Origin of the sequence: Streptomyces sp. NPDC006339 (assembly GCF_040612775.1) — a bacterium.
Taxonomy (GTDB): domain Bacteria; phylum Actinomycetota; class Actinomycetes; order Streptomycetales; family Streptomycetaceae; genus Streptomyces.
The window spans coordinates 1-18,860 of record NZ_JBEXQW010000082.1; the positions used below are offsets into that span (position 1 = coordinate 1).

Genomic DNA, 18,860 nt, shown 5'->3' on the forward strand with positions numbered 1-18,860 from the left:
AGACGGAACCGGTGGCCGTCAAGCTCGGCGTATGGGTCTCGAACACCAAAACCCGCCGCGACAAACTCACCCAGGAACAGCGCGCCGCGCTGCGGAAGCTGGCGGTGGATTGGGCGGCGTAGAACCGCACCCCCATCGGGCCAGCGACCAGCGGGTTGGAATAGGCGACCGGGTCCATCAGAGTGTCGGGGATGACGGTGGTGTCATCGGTCAGGACCGCCGAGGCGCACAGGCCCGGGTCGCGGCCGATCTCGGTGACGCCTTCCAGGCAGGCCGGCAGCGGCATAGCGGACACACGGCACCCGACCGAAGAGCGGTGGCGGAACGGCAGCCCGACGGGGCCCGGGGCGACGGCACATCCCGGGGAGATGCCGGGCAGCGGGCAGTCAAGCCCGGCTATACAACCGCGCTGGCACCGGGTGGGGACGCCGAGGCAGCGGCGGCACGGCGGGGGCTTCCGAACGCAGGGCTCGCGGCGGTGAACGGCGGGCCGCAGCAGAGTAGGAACCCCATAGGGCGACGACTCTTCTCCGCACACCCGCCGCCTGTCGCCGTCCCGGAGCCGCGGTTCGGCCGCCTTCGGGCCGCCGCGGCGAGGCCGTGCGGCGCTGCCTCGCCCCGGCGCCGCCGCCGTCCGCTGATTCTCCTGCGCGCCTTGCGCCCGGCCGTGCCATCGTCTTGAGGCTGTCGTCAGCCGCCCCGCCACCCGGCAAACCGTCTACAGTCGCCGCGCGGTCATCCCGGAAGGCTGCGCGGTCAGCGACGCCGGCCGCCGCCGATGCGGCGGTCGTCGGCCAGTGCGGTAAGCGGGCCGAACTCGCGGGCAAGCTGGCTCCACGTCAGAACCTCGCCACAGCGAGCCGGGAACTCCTTCGGGTTGAACTCGGGCATGGTCCAGGTGCCAGTGCCCCGGTCCCGCAGCCACAGGTCCCCGTCACCGTCGACCACAGTCGGCGGGACCGGTACGGGCTCGGCCTGATCGGCGGGCTCCCAGGTGACCCGGCCCGGATGGGAAACGCGGCGCAGCTCGGTGGTGGCCAGCCGCGCTGCCAGGTCACGGGTGGACTCTTCGGCGTCCTTGACCGACGCGAGTCGGAATGCGTCGTCGAGTACGGGCAGGGCTGGATTCTTGCTGCGCTTTGAACTCATACGCTGACTACCTCCGGTGGGGGGCGTCACATCCGTTATGGCACCCCGTAGAGCAACACGGTATCCGAGGCCGGAGCCGGGCCGGCTACGACCACTGTCCAGGTGGAGGCGCTGGCACACCGGGCGGTGGGGCTGGGTGGGTGACATGGTCCTAGACCTGGCGCAACCCGTGGTGGTAGCGGTGGCAACGGGCGACGGGACACGCCGTATCGGCACGGCGGCGCGGGAGGGGACGCGGGACCCCGCGGGGCCGGGGCCAGGGCGGGGCCGGGGCGGGGCCGACTTCATCGAACACCGCCAGGGCGACACCGAAGACCAAGACCAGGAGCCGCCGCGGGCCGGGGCGGGCGCGCGCAGCGCTGCGGGGGTGGGGGCCCCGGCCGTACTGCGGTCCCGTCACCCGGGGACCGGGGCCTATCCCACGTACTCCATACCGGAGCAGACTGGGAGCGAGCCTAACCGCCGCCCGCCGCCCGGGGCCCGGCGCCCCGGGCCGGGCCGGCTGGGGCCACCGGGGCGACGACAGCGGCTTGGGCACCACCCTCGACCCGGAGTGGGGCGCCGCCGACACCACCTGGAACTGACCCGGCAGACAGAGGCCCCGTCCGCAGGAACAACCTGCGGGCGGGGCCTCGTCGTACGCGCGCCGTCGGCCACGACTCGGGGCGCTTGTGCTCACGGGACCGCACCCCACACCTCACCGCGGCGGCTACTTCGGCGGGCCGCTCGACAGAGCCGGCGGCCGGGGCGACATTGAGGCAGCCGGCGTCGGGCTGACGGCAACCACGTCGTCGACCGACAGGGCCACAGATAGTGCCCGGCGAGCAGCACATCGTCTGGCGGCGTACTGCGGCCGACCGCCCGGAGCACACCGGCCGCGTCGAGGCCGCCCAGCACTGAGCGTCTGCGACCGCCGTACGGTTCCGGTGATGGCACCGGGCACCGCCTCGGTGGAGTCCCGGCGGCGCACCTTGTAGAGGCCGCGGGCTCCCGGCAGATAACGCTGTCCGCTCCCCCGGATCACGAGACCCTCGACGCCGGGCACCTGCGTCCAGGACGTCAGCCACTCCTTGGCCGTCGCCGGGTCCGTGGTCTCAGGGCGCCCAGGCTGCGATCGGCGAACAGCCGCTCCAACCGCGCGCGCCCCTCGCCGTACGGGACGTGCCGCAGCGCTCGGCTCGCACTTCCGCCAGCGGACGAACTCGCAGTCGCCGAGCGCGTTCTTGAACGGATGACCGGGCTGGCTGGATCAGCGGGACGGGAGGGAAGCCAGAGAGCGGTCCCACTCGTCAGCCGCGTGCAGCAGCGTTGCGGTGTCCAACCTGATCTCCGCGACGTACTGGTAGATGTCAGCCCCATCATCACCCTGTTGCCACGGAGGTGCCGCCTCCAGAGACAGATGAACGCGGATCACCGCGGTCCCGCTCTCGATTCGATGGGCGAGGCTGAAAGCCACGACCGGCTCAATGAACCACGTGTCCGGCGACAGCTCGCCTTCGGCATCAGGTTCGGTGACGTCCACCGTCCCTGCGGCCACCGCGCGCAGCCACGCGGACACCTGGCGGGCCTCATCGGTGAGCAGACACGGATCGGCGAAGGACCACTTTCCCTCAGGAGTTGCCACCGTGCCCTCAATGACCAGCCAGTTGTCGTCGTACGAGTCGCCCCGAACGGTGGCGAACTGATAGCGCACTGGACGGAGGTCAACACTGCTGGAGAGATCGTTCAGGAGCACCGGGCCAGCATGTCATGCGCTGGCCCTGTCGGGCCTGCCATAGAGAACTACACGGAGGGCACCCGGCGGTTGCTGGGTGCCCGCCCGCCTGGCGTCCCTTGCCTTACCCGACTCTGGTGATCAACGGGGAGCACGGCACATTCACTCCGCCAAGCGGCACACGGCGGTTTGCTCGATGCCTCCATGCCCCATTTCAACAGATCGACGGCTCCAGCCACCTGATCAACCTGGACGGTCCAGTCAAGCAGCCAAGGCGATTACTGCTTTCGTCATACGCCAGCCCCATCCTTCACCGCTGTAAAGCAGGAGTACGCCAAGTCTCGCTGAACGTGACTCACGTCGCCGTTGATCGTTCGCGCGGTATGAGCACTCGTAAGGCCATGCGCATCGTTGGTGTCACCGCAGCGGCCATCGGTATCGCAGGTGCGGCAGCGAGCCCCGCCATGGCGGGCGGCGTCGGTGACTTCCTGTCACCCGCTTTCGGGACCACCTGCATGAACAAGCACGACGCCCACTCACGCGGCAGCACCACCCACGGGACAGGAATCAGCAACGGCAACCTTGCCGGCCTCCCCATCGGCAGTCCAGCCAACCAATGCGGAGGCGCGGACCTCCTTCCCAAGCGTCCGGACGATCTCGCCCATCTGGCTAAGGAGAAATTCGGAGAAGCTACCAGCGACGTCATGTGACGACGACGCTCGGATCTGCGAGCCGCTCAGGCTCGTCCGGTCACCTGCTTTCACCGCAGTGGGACGGCCAGGGGCGCCTGTTCGCAGGTGATTGAGTCGTCCGTGAAGCACGAGGACGAGGCGGGCACCTCTGCGCACGGCGTGCCCTCCATCATCGTGGTCAACCGGCCGTCCGCCTCGCGCAGGACGACGCCGGCGAGTGCCTTCGGTGCGCTGCTCTTCGCAACCTGGCCGGCGTGGCGGCGGATCGGGCGGCGAGCGTGGCCCGGTCAGATCGAGGGCAGCCATCACCGGGTAGGGACAGCGGACTCAACAGGGCTCGGAGCTCGGCGCGCGGTCCCGCACGGGGCATTCGGCAGCCATCCTCGTCCCTGCAAGCGCCCTACCGGCTCTGCCAACCGGCTCCCGCAGAGGCATGGCACACCACCGGCAGCGCCCCTCCGGCACCCCACGAGGCGCCGAATCGGTGACAGACCCCCGGCACGGTTCGAGCCCCGGCCGACCCGTTCGAACGCTGTTCGGACCGCCGGTCCGCTGGAGCTGTCCGGCAGCGCTACCTGCGCGGGTGGGCCTCTCAGTGGAGGCGGGTCCAGGGCTTGTCGCAGATCAGCTTGTCGCCCGGGCTGACGCAGGAGGTCTCGTACACGTGGCCGTCAGTGGTGATGGCCTTGATCCAGACGTTCTCTCCCTGCTCGCTGAGGGTGATGTCGCAGGCGCGTGCGGGGTAACCCCCGTTGTCGGACAACTCCTGCCACCGGACGTTCTTCGCCTCCTTGTCCCAGGCACCGGCGTAGGCCCGGCCACCGGAAAGAGCGACGGTGTGCTCCTCATTCCCATTGGGGGCGAAGGAGTCGATGGCCTGGCAGTTCTGCCCGCCATGGCGGGGCTCAGAGGCGGCATACGCCGGCGCGGTCAGGGCGGCCAGGGCCACAACGAACGGGGCCACGACGCCCACCGTGCGGCATGCGCTGAAAGTCATTGTTCCTCTTTACTGATCGGGAATGGCCCGCGACAGTCACAGGCTCAAATCCCACATCGGCGATAGGGGCCACCCCCTGAAGACGGCTGCTGTGATGATCACCCCCGTGGACGTGTAGTTCTTCCCCACGTGGCATCACTTGGCCCAACGCCACATCGGCCAGGATGCGACATCATCGGCGAAGCGTCGCTCGCGAGGCCTGGATCCACCGTCCGTCACGCCGGACTCGAAGCGTCGAATTCGGCCTGAGGCACTGCTAAGTGCCTGTCACCAAACCCTCAACCCACAGCCGGCGCTCCCGTAGGTCGTCACAGGTGATGCAGCGGAGCGGGAATCGTTTCGGCGGTATGAGCACTCGCAAGATTCTCGGCACTGTCAGTGTTACGGCGGCGATCGTCGGTACCGGGGGGATTCCAGTGGTCGTCGCAACACGGAGTCGGTTTGATCTTGCGCCGGCAGTCTCAACACTGCGGTGCGGGTCTGGCGTGAGAGCCGTACCGGCCGGGGGGCAGAGTCAGGTCGGGCTGGGGCTGGCTCTGGCGGCAGCGCTCGCACCGCCCGTCCCGGCGCCGCCTGTACGAGGCCCCGCATGCCGGGCGGGTGCGGCACAGACGGTGTTCAGGGCGCGCCCACGGTGTGGGTCAGCCGCCATGCTGGCCTAGGACCTCCTTAGCTTTCACGACGAGAGAGTGATAGAAGGACTGGGGGAGCGCGTCGGCACCCCCGCATTGGTTGGCCGGGCCGCCGATAGGGAGGCCGGCCAGGTTGCCGCTCCCAGTCCCAGTCCCGTGTGTGGTGCTGCCATGTGCTTGTACGCCGTGCTCATTCATACAGGTGGTCCCGAAAGCCGGTGACAAGAAGTCACCGACGCCTCCCGCCACTGCGGGGCTCGCCGCCGCAGCGCCGATGCCGACCATCACCGTGGTGACAGCAGCGGTGGATCTGACCCTGGAAATACTCATGCCTTGCGAACGATCAATGACCACAGCCGTCACCTTCGGGCGAGACCACACCTGACCCGGCCGGGGCGCCGCCGGCCCCACCACCGAGAACGGGAACGGGAACGGGAACGGGAACGGGTCAGAATCACGTGGACGCAGAAAGGCCTCACCGAGCGCCAGGAGTCCGCCGTCCTCCACAGCCCGAACGCCGCGAAGGATTACGTGGCCTACAAGGCCGCCGAGCCCGGCGTGAGCGACGTCTGGACTCCTTCGCCCAGCTGTAGACCCGGCCGGGCCCGGGCCGGCGGGGCGCTTCTTTGCATCTGCGGGAACACGAACGGATCCACATCGCTGACCGGCTGGGGAGAAGGCAAGCATCCGGACCATCACCGCGGAGCTGGGCCGCGGCCCGTCGGCCATCAGCCGGGAGATCCAGCGCAACCGGCGGCTGGCTACTGCATGACGCTGCCCGATTCTGGTGCGGATTTCATGTGCTTGCCTTTTGACCCGTTCCGGGCGTCGGTGCCGGCGTGCGGGTCTCGAGGAAGTGTCGCCTCAGTGTCCACTCCGCGACGCGTTTCCCGGTGGCGCTGCCGACGATGTCCGCGGTCCTGGTGTGGATTCCGGACCAGACGCGCCCGTCGACGACATCGCGGAGATACTGCGCGGAGCGTTCGTAGTGCCGGGTGGTGCCGGTGCTGACGGAGTGGATGTCGAGGTCGACCCGCGAGGTGCCGAGAAGCGTTTCCAGAGTCCGCATGAGCGCTCCGGCCGTAGCGGCATGGCCGCTGAGGTAGTCGGGGTGTTCGGGTGTGGACAGGAGGGGTTCCCAGGCCGGGTCGGCCCGGGTCGCGGGATTGCCGTCCCTGTCGGCTTCGCGGACGGCCGTGATCGGCCGCCACGTGGCGTAGTGCAGCTTGGCGTCCCAGGCGGCGATCATCGCGTCCATCATGACGGTGTTCGCGGCGGCGTACAGCCGGGCGGTCTCGGTGAGGTCGAAGCGGTGTCGCGCGGCGTGGTCGCCGAGCGCCCGCTGGATGTCGACCCGCGCCACGAACAGCGCCGTCTCCGTCTGCCATGCGCTCCGCCGGGAGGCGTTCTTCGCCCCGTAGGCCTTCACTTCGGCGAAGTCGCGCGCGTACCGCAGGGAGGCCGGTTCGGGGGGCGGTCCGGGGCGGAACCGGCCGGGCTCGTCCATGAGGAACGGGCGGAGCCGACCGATCCACGCCGTCGCGAAGGGCCCGTGGCGAGGCGGCGCGGGTCGCCAGCCACCCGGCGTCGACGAGGGAGAGAACGGCACGGAAGCGCCTCGGCCGTCGTCGGCGCGTAGTGCCATGAGGTGCTGCGCCGCCCGCTTCCCGAACGCCACTCCCGCCTGCTCGCCGGGCCCGTCCGGAACTCTCGCCAACGAAGCCGTCCACGCGCTTCTCAGATGGGGGGCGGCCTTGGGAAAGCCGGTCAGGAGCACCTGGTACGCCGCCGTCGCGGCAGCCGCCTCGGCCGACGCGCCGCGGGGAGCGGCCGCCCGCCAACGGTACGAGGCATAGCGGCCCTCGATGCCCACCACCGCGTTGTACATGGCCAGTGACACGTACGTGTGCCACACCGCCTCCTCCGGAGCGCGCAGCGAGCCGGCCGGGTCCACGGTCGCGGACACCTTCTGGGTCCATTCGCTGATCACCTGGTGGACGGCCGCCGCCCCCCGGGCAGGTGTCTTCGCCTCGGCGCCGTTGCTGCTGAGCGTTCCCAGCAACAACAATGCCGCGACGGTCGCCGCTCCGCCTCTGCGCTTTCCGATGCGCATGGAGTGTCCCTTCCTGTCCAGGCAGCTCGCATGACCCGACAGAACACATGACACCTGCAGGGGAACAGCAACCGCCGAACCCGCCGTCCGGGCGTGCACGCCACCCACTCGGGGCCGGGGCGCCACCCAGCCACGCTCACAGTTGCCCTACTGCTGTCGGGTCTCACCGTTCTGGGCTGCACCGGTCAGGCCCTGGCCGATGACGGACCAGTCCCCGGCCTCCTCTCGGTCCAGCTCCCTATCCACCCGGGAAACGTCTGCGCCGTCGACGTCCTTGGAGGGGTGCTCGACCAGCTTTCTGGCAACTCCTGCACCAGCGGCTGAGTCTCGGGCTGGTCACCTTCGCAGGCCGGTCGGCAGGACACCCCGGGCGCGCCTCAGGACCTCGCCTCGGTGATCGGAGACGCACTCCGGGCCCGGGACGGCGTACGGCAGGGCAGTCGGAGCAGCATGAGTCGCAGGTGCATGACTTTGATACCTAATTTGTGCTCATGACCCCGTCGAAGCGCGTAACCACGGTTCTTTGCAGTTTTGTGCTCAGCGTCGCCCTCCTCGGCGGCGCCGCCGCGGCCGAGCCAGGGCCCAGTTGGCAGCAGCAGTGCGACAAGAAGGTGGGCGTGAAGCTGCTCGGTATCCCCGTGCTGGACCTCCTCACCGGGGGCCCCTGCTGACCTGGCTATGACCCGCATGACCGCGCCCCGCCCGGGAGATTCCGGGCAGGGCGCCTTCCCGTTCTGGCTCACCGGAACGAGTGGACGTGGGGCGGGCCGCGCTGTGGTCGCGCCCCGCCCCGTAGGGCCCCGGGCGGCCGGGGGCCCGCGTCACCGGAGGGTCGGCTCCCGGTGTTCGGGGGCGAGCTGGGTGCAGCGGACACCGTCGGCAGGGTGCCACTCCATCGCGGGTTCGGCGGCCCGGCCGTGCTCGGCGCACCACGTGGCAGGGGTCAGGCCGCCGCAGTCGTGCCGCCAACAGACGCACTCCGGGCCCGGAGCGGCGTACGGAAGGCCGTGGCGGACCTGGCCGCCCGTCGGGCGTGGCGAGGCGGCGCCCCGGAGACGGGCGGGCCACGCCAGGGTGATGCGCAGGCCGCCGGCCCCGGCCCGGTAGCGGTCGATCACCCGCACCTCACCCGAGACGGCGAGCGGGCTGGCGCCGGGCGCGGTCAGCCGGCTCACCGAGACACCGTACTCGCTGGCGGCGAACTCGGCCAGGGCGTCGGCGTCGTCGTCCGTGGTCCACGCGGTGAGCCGGTCCTCGCCGTCGGCGTCGTCGGCCAGGTCCAGCCACGGGTCTTCGAGGCGGAACGGGAGCTTGCCGCCGCCGGTTCCGGCCACGAGCAGCGAGGCCACCGGAAGGGTGGCCGGTACCTCGATCTTGTCGTGGGCGAGGAACCAGTCGACGACCGCGCGGAACTCGAACTCCGGATGCACCTCCGTGCCGCCGACCGGGTCGGGGAAGTCGTCGTGGCGGCGGTACAAGTGCACCACCGCGGCCCCGCCCGCCCCGGCGATCCGACCGACCTCCACCAGCAGCACCCGGTTGTCGTCCGGCGCGGCCGGCTCCAGGGCGGCGGTGCGGTACGCGCCGCGGTGGGATCGGGTGTGCGTGCGGCATGGGCGGTGGCTCCTGGACGCGGGTGCCGACCAGGCCTGGAGCATCTGGACGTGCGGCATCTGCCGGAAGTAGTCACGGCGCAGCCGCTCCCGGGGCGCAGGGGGCCCGGCACGGGCCTGTACACCCCTCTCCCCCACGAAAGCCACGGGGGTACCACGGGGCCCCGGAACCGTCCACGGGCGGTCTCGGGGCTCCTCACGGCGTCCGGATGTGACCGCTACGGCAGCGGGGCTTCGTCCTTGCAGAAGTCGGGGTAGGCGAAGCAGAACAGCGGCGCGGGGTTGAGGTCGTCGAACCCGATGCCGGGCGGCGGCGTGTCCGCGGTAGCCATCGGAGCACCGCCAAGGAGCAGGCCCGCAGCCAGCAGGCAAGCAGTGACAGTCTTCTTCACAGGTACCTCCCAGATCGTTTTCTGACGTACAACGTGCGCCTGCATTTTTCGACACGCCCGGCGAAGGACCTTCGCGACACTCCGCGACCCGCGATGAGCACCCGGGCCTGTACCCCCCTCTCCCCCACGAAACCGTGGTCCCGGCGAGGGACACACCCCAGGCGGGACGAACGTCCCGCAGGGCGCCGTACAGGCGTCTTCGGCCTTACCTGGTGAACGACACGCACTTTCACCGGCACAACGCCACCCCTGACACCGGCACACCCCAGGCCAGACCCGGTGAAGACCAACGGCGCACACAGTGCACAACACCCGACGCCCATCAGGCAGGCGGACGCCGGGCAGGTCATCAGGTCGGCCTGGGCAGACCGACCCGGGTCCTCACCGGGCCCGGCAGCGCCACGGCCCCGAACTGATACAGCGGCTCACCCGCCAATCACCTGCCGTCTTCGCTGGGTACGAGCTTCCCAACGCCCGGGCTGATGTTGTTAGCGATGGCGAAGCTGTCGTGGAAGCTCTCGTTGACGAGTTCGAGGGTGAACTGGACGGGCCCCGAGGGGAAACCGGGAATCGTGGACTCCGCCTCCGCCGCGTTCGCAGCGGGAGCCATGAACAGCCCGGTTACTACCGTGACGGTGCCAATCGCAAGTTTGCCGAAGAGTCGCATGCGTTCCTTCGTCCTTCGCATGTCGCGCTATCAATGATCTCTGCTGACCTCAGTAACGCTCAAACTGCTGACGCGTCACCGCTGCTGACGGCTGTAGAGCACCGCAGGACGTCGGGCGAGCCCCGCCCAGGAACACCCAGACGGGGCGGAGAACGCGGGAGACGCCCGTCTGCGGGCGGGAGCGGGGGTTCGGTGGCGCTGCCCGCACCAGTACCCAGGACCCGGCGGGCGCCCGACGCCGGCACGGGGCGAGGACTCCGCGGGCGCGTAGCTCGGCAAGGTCGGGCAGGCGGACGCCGGGAAGGTCGTCGATGAGGTCGGCCTGGACGGGCTGGTCGTCGCCGTCCTCACCGGCAGGACCAAGCACGTACGCGGACAGCTCTCGACGAGCCGGGACATCGACATCGTGAAGCGGTCGACCTCGAGGAACTCGACCTTGGCGCCGCGGCCGGGCCGGTACAGCACCGCGTCGGAGATGACGCTGCGGACCTTGTCGACGGGGTGGGCGACTTCGACGTCCCAGTCCATGAGGGCGGCGTTCCACTGCACCAGGGTCTCGGTGACGGCCAGGCCGTGCTCGGCGAGGCCGGCGGCTATCGCCTTCTCGCCGGTCGCCGCGTTCGGGCGGATCGGGATCTCACCGCTCTCCAGCACGGCCCGCTGCCCGGCGGCCGTCAGGTGGTACACGTTGCTGCGGCCGGACTTGCCGTGGCCGACGAACCCGAGGGTCTCCAGGTCGCGCAGCGCCCGGCAGACGTAGCCGTCGCCGACCCTGTTCCCGGTCGTCACGGTGGCGATCCGTACGCGGGCCAGCATGCCGATGGTCAGGCCACGCTGACGTGGCGTGGATGTCAGGGGTCTCACTCCTTTCCCCGCCGGATCGGAGGCAGGAGTAGAGGTGTCCTGCTCTCCCGAACCCGCTTGCCCGGGGCCGTGACCTGCGGTCTCGTCCCCATCCTCGCGGCCAGACGCAGGCCCTCGGCCGAACCCGGACGGAGACCCGCCGAGCTGCCCGTCGGCAGGCCCGCCGACGGGAGTGTCCTCGGAGTCGTCGTTGCGGTTGTCGTACACGGTGGTGCTCCTCGGTGAACGCGCGGACCTCATCAGGACCGGGGTCCGCTCTCGCCTTCTACAGGTGTCGATCCAGGCGGCCGTGTGACACTCGCGCCGCGATCAAGCCCCTGGGCGAGGCGCTGGGCAGGATCGGTGTCCTCTGATGGTGAACTTGGACCGCCTGCCATTGAAGCTGGACGGATCGAACGGGTACGTGCGCGTGGACCGGGCACCCGGATGGCGGGCCGTAATCCGTTACCACGGAGGGGACGGGAAACGACATGTCGCACATGCAGTTCTTGGCCAAGGGAGCAGGTCAGGGCTCCCCGTCCTTCTGGATCATCGCCATCGTTGTGATCGTTATCGTCGGGGCGGCGTTTCTGGTGACAAGGGCGCGCAGGAGATAGAGCGCGATGCTCAAACCGTCCAGCTTCGATGGCAATCGATCCAACTTCGATGTCAGAGGACAATCGGCCCGGAGCTCCAGGACGTCCTCGCCGCGGCGACGGCGGCGGCCTCCACGGCCCGGCGCCGCCTGGGCCTGCCGGTGGACACCGAGCGGGAGCCGGCCGCCGCAGTCGTGCCGCCAGCAGACGCACTCCGGGCCCGGGACGGCGTACGGCAGCGCGGCCGGAGCAGCACGACTCGCAGATGCTGACTTTGATACCTAATTTGTGCTCATGACCCCGTCGAAGCGCGTAACCACGGTTTTTGGCAGTCTTGTGCTCAGCGTCGCCCTCCTCGGCGGCACCGCCGCGGCCGAGCCAGGGCCCAGTTGGCAGCAGCAGTGCGACAAGAAGGTGGGCGTGAAGCTGCTCGGTATCCCCGTGCTGGACCTCCTCACCGGGGGCCCCTGCTGACCTGGCTCCGACCCGCATGACCGCGCCCCGCCCGGGAGATTCCGGGCAGGGCGCCTTCCCGGTCCGGCCCGGAACGAATGGACGGTGGGGCGGGGTGCCCTGGTCGCGCCCCGCCCCGTGGGCCCCGGGGGTGGTGTCACCGGAGGGCCGGCTGCCGGTGGTCGGGGGGCGAGTTGGGTGCAGCGGCTGCCGCCTCGGGGTGCCACTCCATCGCCGGTTCGGCGGCCCGGCCGTGACCGACGACGGCGACCTGATCGGCGAACTCGACACCACGCAGGCCCACGGCGGCGCCTTCGTCGCCGCCGGCACAGGGTGAAGGCGCCGATCTCTTTCGACGCAGCCGACGAGCCAGGCTGCCGCCCGAGTCTGATCGCTCCGTCGCCGCGTCCGTCACAGCCGGCCATGTGGCCAGGTCAAGTTGGTGGTCCTGCGGTGTCCCACGTGACCCCGAAGATCCCTTCCCGTTGAGAAAGGCAGCGCGCGGAAACCACCGGCGCACCCCCATCGAAGGGAACCACCATGAACACTCTTCGGCGTGCCGTGAAGACCACCGCCACAGGCCTGTTGCTCGCCGCGGGAGGGGTTGCCCTCGCGGCGCCCGCCCACGCGGACGTGCACGTCGACCCGCTCTACGGCACGGTCGACCTCGACATCAACGGGGCCTTGGAGGTGGGCGTCGGGGAAGAGGGGAACGTCCTCAGCGTTCCCAACCCCGTCAGCGGCGTCCTCTGAGACCTACTCCCCCGGACCCGAAGCTCCGGCAGACGAACCACGGCTCGTCAGAGCGCGCCTACGACTGCGACGACATCTGAGCAGTGGGCCCGCAGGATCGCTGTGATGCTCGCCGTGGCGGCAGCGCGTTCGGCGGCCGCGAGGGCGCGGGGGCCGCGAGCCGGCGGGTCAGGCAGGGCGGCGGGTCCGAGGGAGGGGCGTCGGGGCGGTGTGCTCACCGCCCGCGGTCTGTCGAGAAAGACGGGGCCGGTCCCCCCGGGGTGGACGGGGGACCGGGGTAGGGGGCGTCGGTAGGCGGGGCGGTCAGGCGCTGCTCTTGGCCCTGTCGAGGACCGTCTTGTAGGCGATGTCGTCGTACTGGGTCGCCTGGACCTGGAACGCGATGCCGGTGAACTGCCGGTAGAACATGTCCGCGGTGGAGGCGAAGAGAATCCGCTGCTTTCCCGGGGCCTGGTCCGGTGACCACTGGACCAGCATGCGCTTGGTCTGCTGCGCGCCGTCGGCCCCTTCGTAGGCGAAGCTGTAGGCGGCCCAGCGGCATTCGGCTGGGGGCAGGTCGGCGAGGAAGTCGTCATACACGGTGGAGCTGGAGGTCTTCTCAACCACGTACTCCGTCCCGGCCATCGTGAAGACGACGTACGTGTGCTGGCCGTTCTTCAACAACTGGTACTCATACAGGCAGGCTTCGTTCATCGAGATGGTCATGACGCCCCTTCATCACTGATCGATACGCTGAGCGACCTGATGCTAGCGGAGCGCGATCATGGCGATGCCCGCTTCCGCGCAATCAGCACGGCCTGCTGCCCCGTTTCTTCTGCGTGCTCCACGGGTCCCGGTCCGCCGGGCAAGAGGGGCCGGTCCCTCGCGCAGGGGTGAACAGGAGACCGGAGAGATGGAGGCAGCCCGGCGGTACCGCCCCCTGCCCGCTGTCTGGGCGCCGGGCCTCGCCCGCACACGCCGTATCGGCGCGGGTGCCCGGGGCTAGATCGGTCGGGCGAGGGTGCCGGCGGTGAACGGCTGCAGGGCGTTCTCGGCGGTGGAGAAGAGCGAGTCACCAGACGGAGTGATGGCCTGGTTCAGCGACTCGTCCAGGATCGATCCGCCGCCCTCTCCCTGGCCGAGCTCGCCGGCAGCGTGGGCAGTTCCGGTCAGGGAGAGGGCGGCTCCGGCGAGTACGAGAGCGGCGAGTGCACGCTGGGTGCTGTTCATGCCGGGCCAACGATTCCGCGCCCGTACGGTCACCGCCGAGCAGGTCCTGGCGGTGTGTCACCGCCAGGAGCCGGCAGGTGCTGCGGGGCCGGGTCAGCCGAGGCGGAACTGCTGGTGGTCCCCGTCGCCGCCGGGCCACTGCACCAGGGCGGTGCCGTTGTCGGTCTCCTCGCCGTTCACGGACAGGAACTGGCCGCTGTTGCGGTTCTGCAGGGCGAAGTAGCCGTTGTCCTTCTGCACCAGGCGCCATTGCTGGTGTTCCTTGCCCTCGCTGTAGCCCCACTGCACGATGTCGGCGCCGTTGTCGTGGCTCTCGCCGTGCACCGACAGGGCCTTGTTGCTGTGAACGGCGCGGATGACGTAGTAGCCGCCGGTGGTGGCCTCCAGGTTCCACTTCTGATGGTCACCGTCGGCGAAGGGCCACTGCACCACGGGAGTGCCGTTGTCCTTCTTCTGACCGTGGACGGACACGGCCTTGTCGCTGTGACGAGCGATCAGCGCGGCGGTGAAAACAGCAGCCATCGAGGCTCCTCAACTCCATACGTGCCAGGACCGGACCGGGGTGTGCCGGCCCGCTCGTGATGCCGCGACCACCTTGCCAGCCACATCCACCTGAAAGCGGTCCTACCGGGTTTAAACCACACCCGACGGCGAACCAGCAGCCCGCCCGCAGGGGCCGGTCTGCGCGGGCGCACATCCCCCACCACCACACACCCCTCACGCACCCCCCGCGAACGCGCAGCACCTCCAGATCGGCAAGGTGAAAGCCGGAAAAACCGGGCCGACACCGGCTGCGCGGCGCACAAGCTGGCCCAGCTCTCCCGGAGCAGACTGCGGGCCGCCGCCTACGTGTAGTTGGCCTGGCGGGAGCAGGGCAGCGAGGAAGAGAATGTCAGGCTCGCGGAGTTCCGCCCCGACGGCCCCGAGCTGGCACGGCTGATCGGTGTGTTCGGTGCGCCGCTGCTGACCGACTACCTCACCGCCGTAGCCGAGGAGCGCGCCGACTGCGAGTCCGCGTACTTCCGCAGGTGGCTGGTGACGGTGGCGAGCCGGCCGGTGCCTCGAGCGGTGGTGCCTCAAGGGGCGGCGGCGCGCCACCGCGTGGATCGCGGCCGGGTTTCTGATCGAGTGTGTGCAGCAGGGGGTCGGCCCAGACTGCCTTCGGCGCAGTGGGCGGCTCCGGCGGAGGGCCCACACCTACAGGATCGGCGACTGCCGCACCGGCCCAGGGTTTGGAGTGGGCAGCGGCGTAGCAGTCTGTCGGGATGGGCCAGGGGCCGTGCCGGAGACGGCATGGCCCCTCGCGCGGGATCCGGGCGCTGGTCATGGCCAGCGGGTATGCCGCGCCGTCAGGTGGGGGCGGCCGAGGTCAGGGCCGGGGTCGGTGGAGACCCCTCCGCCCCCGCACCGCCCCTCGGCGCTGCCCTTGACTGAGCCGAGGCTCCGAGGCGCGAGCGGAGCACGTCTACGTCTCCGGCGTCGCCGCGTGCCTTCGCGCACGGATGCTCTGGAAAGCAGGAGCAGGGTTCCGGGCGACGTCTGTCTATTCCAGTTCGGGCACCGACCAGGTGCCCGGCCCCTGGGGCCCGGCGTCGAGTGTGCGGATCGTCCGGCCTTTCATGTGGATGCAGCGTAGGGGGGCGATGAGGAGGAGGATGCGCTCGCTGCGGATCGCCTCGGGGTCGTAGGGGTGGCCCCGGTAGGCGAGGCTGAGCCGGTCGGCGTGGTCCCGGGCCTGGGGGCCGTGGATGGTCTGTTCGACGTGTCCGCGTACTTCGAGGAAGTGATGAGCATCGGCGCCGTCGATGAGCAGGAGCGTGGCGCGTGGGTCACGGCGGACGTTGCGGTACTTGCTGCGGTGCCGTTCGGTGTTGACCAGGAGCCGTCCCGAGCGGTGTTCCACCCAGACGACGTGGGACTGAGGCTGGCCGTCGGGGAGCAGGGTCGTCAGGACGGCGGTGTGCGGGGGGCCGGCCAGGCTGCCGGCGACGGAGGCGAACGTGTCCGCAGGGTCGGGGTTGTTCACGGGCGCCTCCACGCGTTGAGGCCGAGCGTGCTGATGACGTCGTGCTCGTACTCCTCGAAGGTGCGGTCCTGCTGGGCGTCGAGGGTCGCCTGGGTGTCGGCGCCGACCGGTCGGCGCAGGGGCGGGTGTTCGGCGTTGAGGATCTCTTCGACGGCGAGGGCGACCTCCTGCGGGTCGGGCTGGTATCCGTCTGGTTCCCACGCGGCCAGGCCGGCGCTGTACTCGGCGCGCAGCCGGCCGTAGGGGCAGTCCTCGGGGGCGGGGCGGGTGCTCCGCCCGTTGTGGGTGAGCCGGCTGGGGTAGCGGCCCGGTTCCACGAGGGACACCGCCACGCCGAAGGGCCGCATCTCCCAGTGCAGGGATTCGGCGAGGCCCTCCACTGCGTACTTGGAGGCGCAGTAGGCGGACAGGAAGGGGCGGGCGGCGCGGCCCAGGAGGGAGGAGACGAAGACCAGGTGGCCGGCGCGGGCTTGGCGCATGGCGGGCAGGACGGCTCGGGTGATGCGGTAGGTGCCCACGACGTTGGTCTCCAACTGCCAGATGAGGTCTTCCTCGCTGGTGTGCTCCATGGGGCCGGCCGTCTCGACGCCAGCGTTGTTGACCAAGGCGTCTAGGCCGCCGGTGAGGCGGCCAACCTCATCGAGTCCTCGGGCCACAGAGCCGGGATCGCGGATGTCCATGCGGATGACGTGCAGGTCAATGCCTGCCTCGCGTGCTTCGTCCCGCAGGGCCCGCTGCGCGTGAGGGTTGCGGACGGTGGCGATGACGCGGCGCCCCGTGGCGGCCAGATGCAGTGCGGTTGCCCGGCCCAGTCCGCTGCTGCAGCCGGTGATCAGCACACGGGCCGTCACAGCGCGATGTCCTGCGACGGCAGCCCGGCCAGCACGGCGCCGGCCATCTGATAGGTGCGCTCACCGGCCAGGGCGTGCTGCCCCAGGGTCAGGATGTCACGCAGCCTGCGCTGCAGCGGATGGTGATCGTGCACCGCCGCGCCACCGCACGCGCGGAACAGATCCAGAACAGCGCTGCGGCACATGTCGGTGACGTGAGCGATCATCAGCCGCAGACCGGCCCGCTCCCGAGCTCCCGGCCGGTCCCCGGCCACGAGAATGGCCCACAGGTCGCTGACAGTGGTGTAGGCGTAGGCGCGTGCGGAGGCGATCTGTGCGTGCGCCCGCGCCAGGGCCTCGTGCATCGGCGCAGACTCACGCGGCAGGCCGGCGGTTGCGGGACGCGTCTGGCTGGTGAGCAGCGTGGTGAACTCCTCCAGGGCTGCGCGGGCGCATCCCAAGGCCACGCCGGGGGTGTTGCAGCGGTACATCACCGGACAGCGGTAGAGCGGGGTGGTCCGCCGCGGCCGGTCGAAAGAGAAAGTGTGCTCCCGGGGCACGTGCACGCCTTGGGCGTGGTAGCGGAAACTGCCGCTGCCCTCAAGGCCGAGGGCCTGCCAGCTCTCCTCCTCGACGGTGCACGCGGTGTGGGGCAGCAGGGCGACGATCCACCGGCCGTCTTCGTCTCCGCCGCGTACGCGGCAGCCGCTGGCCAGCCAGCGGGCATGCTTGCTGGCACTCCCGAACGGCCAGCGGCCGCAGACGGTGTAGCCACCTGGCACGGGTACGGCTGTGCCGGCCGGTTCCACGAAGCCGGCGGTGATCGCGTCGGGATCGGCGGCGAACATCCCCGCCGCGGTATCCGGGTCGAGGAAGGAGGCGTAATAGCCGCCGTCCGATCCGATGCTGGCGTACCAGCCGAGGGAGGCGTCCACCTCGGCGAGCCGCTCAACGGCCCGCAACTGCACCAGCGGCTCGGCCTCCAGGCCCCCGAGATCCGCGGGGAGAGCCATACGGAACACCCCGGTCGCGCGTAATCGCTCCACCACCGGATCGGGCAGGCAGGAGACCGGCTCCGGCCAGGCGTCCAGCAGCCGTCTCAGATCCGCCACCGCTGCGCCGACAGCCTGAAGAAGATCCGACCGCGGATCACCTAAGGAAACAGTGCCCATCCCACCCCCAAGGTCTCCTGAACCGAGCCAAGTCCGCGGGCAGTGTCCCCCAACCCCACCCACCGCGAAAGAGCGCGTCACCCCCCCGGCTACCGCCCCGGCGGCCCGCAACGGGGCCCCGTACTACTCGCCGTTGGCATCGCCGTCTCCCCCTGACGAGTCGACGCTCTGCGGAGGGGGACCGGCTCCGGCGCAACCACTCGCCTGTCTCGAGCTACGGCCCGGGGCAGGCGTGGGTGCGCTTCTGCGGCCACAAAGCGGTGGAACGGCCCATCCCGGGGTTACCGGGCAGAGGGGTGCGCTGGTGTGAGGCGGTCCAGCCGTTCAGGGCCCTTCCACCGGGCCGGGAGCGTTGCCTCGGCCGGGCGGGCGGTCTGCGCGGCGGTGGACTGGTTCTTCGGCATGACGTACTCCTCTGCCGGACCGGGCCACGCCCCCCGGTACCGGCTCGTACGACTGCCGTAGATCACTACGGAACGCAGAACGGGAAAGGGGCGGGCCCCGCAGGACCTTGACCTCCGCGTCCGGCGGCGTGGCTCCGGAAGCGGGCGGTGATCGGCAGTCCGCCACTAGCCGGGCAGGATGCTCACCGGCATGGCAGCACCGACCGAAGCCACGAGCCGCCGGCGCCCTCGGCCTCGTCGGCCTCCTCGGGGAACCAGTACAGGGTGAAGAGACCGGCGTCGGCGATCGCGTGGTTCAGCCACGATATTTTCAGGGCCATGGCCCGAGGATGCCCACCAGGACCGCTCCGAAGTCCCGACCGCGGCCACCGTCCAGGCCAATTCCTTCGGATCATCCTGTCGTTGGCTCCGGCCGCCTCACCGGGTGGGCGGAGGCGGGATCACCCGCAGGTGATCGACACTATCGCGTTCGAGTACCGCACCGGGACGCCGTGAATGGGGCTGCCCGAGGCGTCGGCTCGCGGAAGGCGCCCACAACCGGCTGCGAAGTGGGCCGCCGACGGCACCTGGAAGACGGTGCTCACCGCCCTCCTGGCAGGCCGATA

The 18,860-nt window shown here is 70.3% G+C and carries 18 protein-coding genes and 2 pseudogenes; 5 read left to right on the top strand and 15 right to left on the bottom strand.

Annotated elements, in window-relative coordinates; all coding sequences use genetic code 11:
* The 3 genes and pseudogenes from ABZ135_RS37040 to ABZ135_RS37050 all read right to left on the bottom strand — a co-directional run.
* Window positions 1-286, bottom strand: a pseudogene (locus ABZ135_RS37040) (hypothetical protein); the annotation flags it as partial.
* Between the two features lie 470 nt (window positions 287-756).
* Entirely contained in the window at window positions 757-1,149 is a 393-nt protein-coding gene (locus ABZ135_RS37045) for a hypothetical protein (protein ID WP_309056595.1), read from the bottom strand.
* Window positions 1,150-2,398: 1,249 nt separating this feature from the next.
* Complete coding sequence (locus ABZ135_RS37050) at window positions 2,399-2,884, bottom strand: hypothetical protein (RefSeq protein WP_356702503.1); 486 nt, start codon at window positions 2,882-2,884, stop codon at window positions 2,399-2,401.
* A 362-nt stretch (window positions 2,885-3,246) separates the two neighbouring features.
* On the opposite strand from ABZ135_RS37050, the gene ABZ135_RS37055 reads away from it, so the two are divergent.
* Window positions 3,247-3,573, top strand: coding sequence for a chaplin family protein (locus ABZ135_RS37055; protein ID WP_356702505.1), 327 nt, complete (start codon window positions 3,247-3,249; stop codon window positions 3,571-3,573).
* Window positions 3,574-4,147: 574 nt separating this feature from the next.
* Here the strand turns inward: ABZ135_RS37055 and ABZ135_RS37060 are convergent.
* On the bottom strand, window positions 4,148-4,519 hold the full coding sequence (locus ABZ135_RS37060; RefSeq protein WP_356702506.1) for a hypothetical protein: 372 nt from the start codon (window positions 4,517-4,519) through the stop codon (window positions 4,148-4,150).
* Window positions 4,520-5,813: 1,294 nt separating this feature from the next.
* Here ABZ135_RS37060 and ABZ135_RS37065 point away from each other — a divergent pair.
* Window positions 5,814-5,938 (top strand): annotated as a pseudogene (locus ABZ135_RS37065) (helix-turn-helix domain-containing protein); the annotation flags it as partial.
* Window positions 5,939-5,980: 42 nt separating this feature from the next.
* On the opposite strand, the gene ABZ135_RS37070 reads toward ABZ135_RS37065, so the two are convergent.
* On the bottom strand, window positions 5,981-7,297 hold the full coding sequence (locus ABZ135_RS37070; RefSeq protein WP_356702507.1) for a vanadium-dependent haloperoxidase: 1,317 nt from the start codon (window positions 7,295-7,297) through the stop codon (window positions 5,981-5,983).
* Between the two features lie 533 nt (window positions 7,298-7,830).
* Between ABZ135_RS37070 and ABZ135_RS37075 the strand changes: the two genes are divergently transcribed.
* Complete coding sequence (locus ABZ135_RS37075) at window positions 7,831-7,968, top strand: hypothetical protein (protein ID WP_356702510.1); 138 nt, start codon at window positions 7,831-7,833, stop codon at window positions 7,966-7,968.
* A gap of 150 nt (window positions 7,969-8,118) precedes the next feature.
* Here ABZ135_RS37075 and ABZ135_RS37080 read toward each other — a convergent pair whose 3' ends face one another.
* The 3 genes from ABZ135_RS37080 to ABZ135_RS37090 all read right to left on the bottom strand — a co-directional run bounded on the left by ABZ135_RS37080 (window position 8,119) and on the right by ABZ135_RS37090 (window position 11,073).
* Complete coding sequence (locus tag ABZ135_RS37080) at window positions 8,119-8,970, bottom strand: hypothetical protein (RefSeq protein WP_356702534.1); 852 nt, start codon at window positions 8,968-8,970, stop codon at window positions 8,119-8,121.
* Window positions 8,971-9,738: 768 nt separating this feature from the next.
* Complete coding sequence (locus ABZ135_RS37085; RefSeq protein ID WP_356702512.1) at window positions 9,739-9,969, bottom strand: hypothetical protein; 231 nt, start codon at window positions 9,967-9,969, stop codon at window positions 9,739-9,741.
* A gap of 75 nt (window positions 9,970-10,044) precedes the next feature.
* Entirely contained in the window at window positions 10,045-11,073 is a 1,029-nt protein-coding gene (locus ABZ135_RS37090; RefSeq protein WP_356702514.1) for a replication-relaxation family protein, read from the bottom strand.
* Between the two features lie 629 nt (window positions 11,074-11,702).
* Between ABZ135_RS37090 and ABZ135_RS37095 the strand changes: the two genes are divergently transcribed.
* Window positions 11,703-11,882, top strand: coding sequence for a hypothetical protein (locus ABZ135_RS37095; protein WP_356702516.1), 180 nt, complete (start codon window positions 11,703-11,705; stop codon window positions 11,880-11,882).
* Window positions 11,883-12,422: 540 nt separating this feature from the next.
* Entirely contained in the window at window positions 12,423-12,614 is a 192-nt protein-coding gene (locus ABZ135_RS37100; protein ID WP_356702517.1) for a hypothetical protein, read from the top strand.
* A gap of 303 nt (window positions 12,615-12,917) precedes the next feature.
* Here ABZ135_RS37100 and ABZ135_RS37105 read toward each other — a convergent pair whose 3' ends face one another.
* The 7 genes from ABZ135_RS37105 to ABZ135_RS37135 form a co-directional block, all read right to left on the bottom strand.
* Window positions 12,918-13,319, bottom strand: coding sequence for an actin depolymerization factor/cofilin-like domain-containing protein (locus tag ABZ135_RS37105; RefSeq protein ID WP_356702519.1), 402 nt, complete (start codon window positions 13,317-13,319; stop codon window positions 12,918-12,920).
* Window positions 13,320-13,595: 276 nt separating this feature from the next.
* Window positions 13,596-13,823, bottom strand: coding sequence for a hypothetical protein (locus ABZ135_RS37110; RefSeq protein WP_356702522.1), 228 nt, complete (start codon window positions 13,821-13,823; stop codon window positions 13,596-13,598).
* Window positions 13,824-13,916: 93 nt separating this feature from the next.
* A complete protein-coding gene (locus ABZ135_RS37115; RefSeq protein ID WP_356702524.1) occupies window positions 13,917-14,345 on the bottom strand; it encodes an RICIN domain-containing protein in 429 nt (142 codons plus the stop codon).
* A 1,021-nt stretch (window positions 14,346-15,366) separates the two neighbouring features.
* On the bottom strand, window positions 15,367-15,849 hold the full coding sequence (locus ABZ135_RS37120) for a TIGR03618 family F420-dependent PPOX class oxidoreductase (protein ID WP_356702526.1): 483 nt from the start codon (window positions 15,847-15,849) through the stop codon (window positions 15,367-15,369).
* Window positions 15,846-16,700 (bottom strand): SDR family oxidoreductase, encoded by an 855-nt coding sequence (locus tag ABZ135_RS37125; RefSeq protein ID WP_356702528.1) that lies wholly within the window; start codon window positions 16,698-16,700, stop codon window positions 15,846-15,848. The genes ABZ135_RS37120 and ABZ135_RS37125 overlap by 4 nt, the downstream gene beginning before the upstream one ends.
* Window positions 16,697-17,851, bottom strand: coding sequence for an acyl-CoA dehydrogenase family protein (locus ABZ135_RS37130; protein WP_356702530.1), 1,155 nt, complete (start codon window positions 17,849-17,851; stop codon window positions 16,697-16,699). The genes ABZ135_RS37125 and ABZ135_RS37130 overlap by 4 nt, the downstream gene beginning before the upstream one ends.
* Before the next feature lie 586 nt (window positions 17,852-18,437).
* Window positions 18,438-18,575: a hypothetical protein gene (locus ABZ135_RS37135; RefSeq protein WP_356702532.1), complete on the bottom strand. Its 138-nt coding sequence runs from the start codon at window positions 18,573-18,575 to the stop codon at window positions 18,438-18,440.
* Between the last annotated feature and the right edge of the window lie 285 nt (window positions 18,576-18,860).

Excerpts from the sequence above, each read along its gene's own strand:
- ABZ135_RS37045 (WP_309056595.1), bottom strand. The coding sequence starts at position 1,149 with ATGAGTTCAAAGCGCAGCAAGAATCCAGCCCTGCCCGTACTCGACGAC.
- ABZ135_RS37055 (WP_356702505.1), top strand. The coding sequence starts at position 3,247 with ATGAGCACTCGTAAGGCCATGCGCATCGTTGGTGTCACCGCAGCGGCC.
- ABZ135_RS37070 (WP_356702507.1), bottom strand. The coding sequence starts at position 7,297 with ATGCGCATCGGAAAGCGCAGAGGCGGAGCGGCGACCGTCGCGGCATTG.
- ABZ135_RS37080 (WP_356702534.1), bottom strand. The coding sequence starts at position 8,970 with ATGCCGCACGTCCAGATGCTCCAGGCCTGGTCGGCACCCGCGTCCAGG.
- ABZ135_RS37085 (WP_356702512.1), bottom strand. The coding sequence starts at position 9,969 with ATGCGACTCTTCGGCAAACTTGCGATTGGCACCGTCACGGTAGTAACC.
- ABZ135_RS37090 (WP_356702514.1), bottom strand. The coding sequence starts at position 11,073 with ATGAGGTCCGCGCGTTCACCGAGGAGCACCACCGTGTACGACAACCGC.
- ABZ135_RS37095 (WP_356702516.1), top strand. The coding sequence starts at position 11,703 with ATGACCCCGTCGAAGCGCGTAACCACGGTTTTTGGCAGTCTTGTGCTC.
- ABZ135_RS37105 (WP_356702519.1), bottom strand. The coding sequence starts at position 13,319 with ATGACCATCTCGATGAACGAAGCCTGCCTGTATGAGTACCAGTTGTTG.
- ABZ135_RS37110 (WP_356702522.1), bottom strand. The coding sequence starts at position 13,823 with ATGAACAGCACCCAGCGTGCACTCGCCGCTCTCGTACTCGCCGGAGCC.
- ABZ135_RS37115 (WP_356702524.1), bottom strand. The coding sequence starts at position 14,345 with ATGGCTGCTGTTTTCACCGCCGCGCTGATCGCTCGTCACAGCGACAAG.
- ABZ135_RS37130 (WP_356702530.1), bottom strand. The coding sequence starts at position 17,851 with ATGGGCACTGTTTCCTTAGGTGATCCGCGGTCGGATCTTCTTCAGGCT.
- ABZ135_RS37135 (WP_356702532.1), bottom strand. The coding sequence starts at position 18,575 with ATGGCCCTGAAAATATCGTGGCTGAACCACGCGATCGCCGACGCCGGT.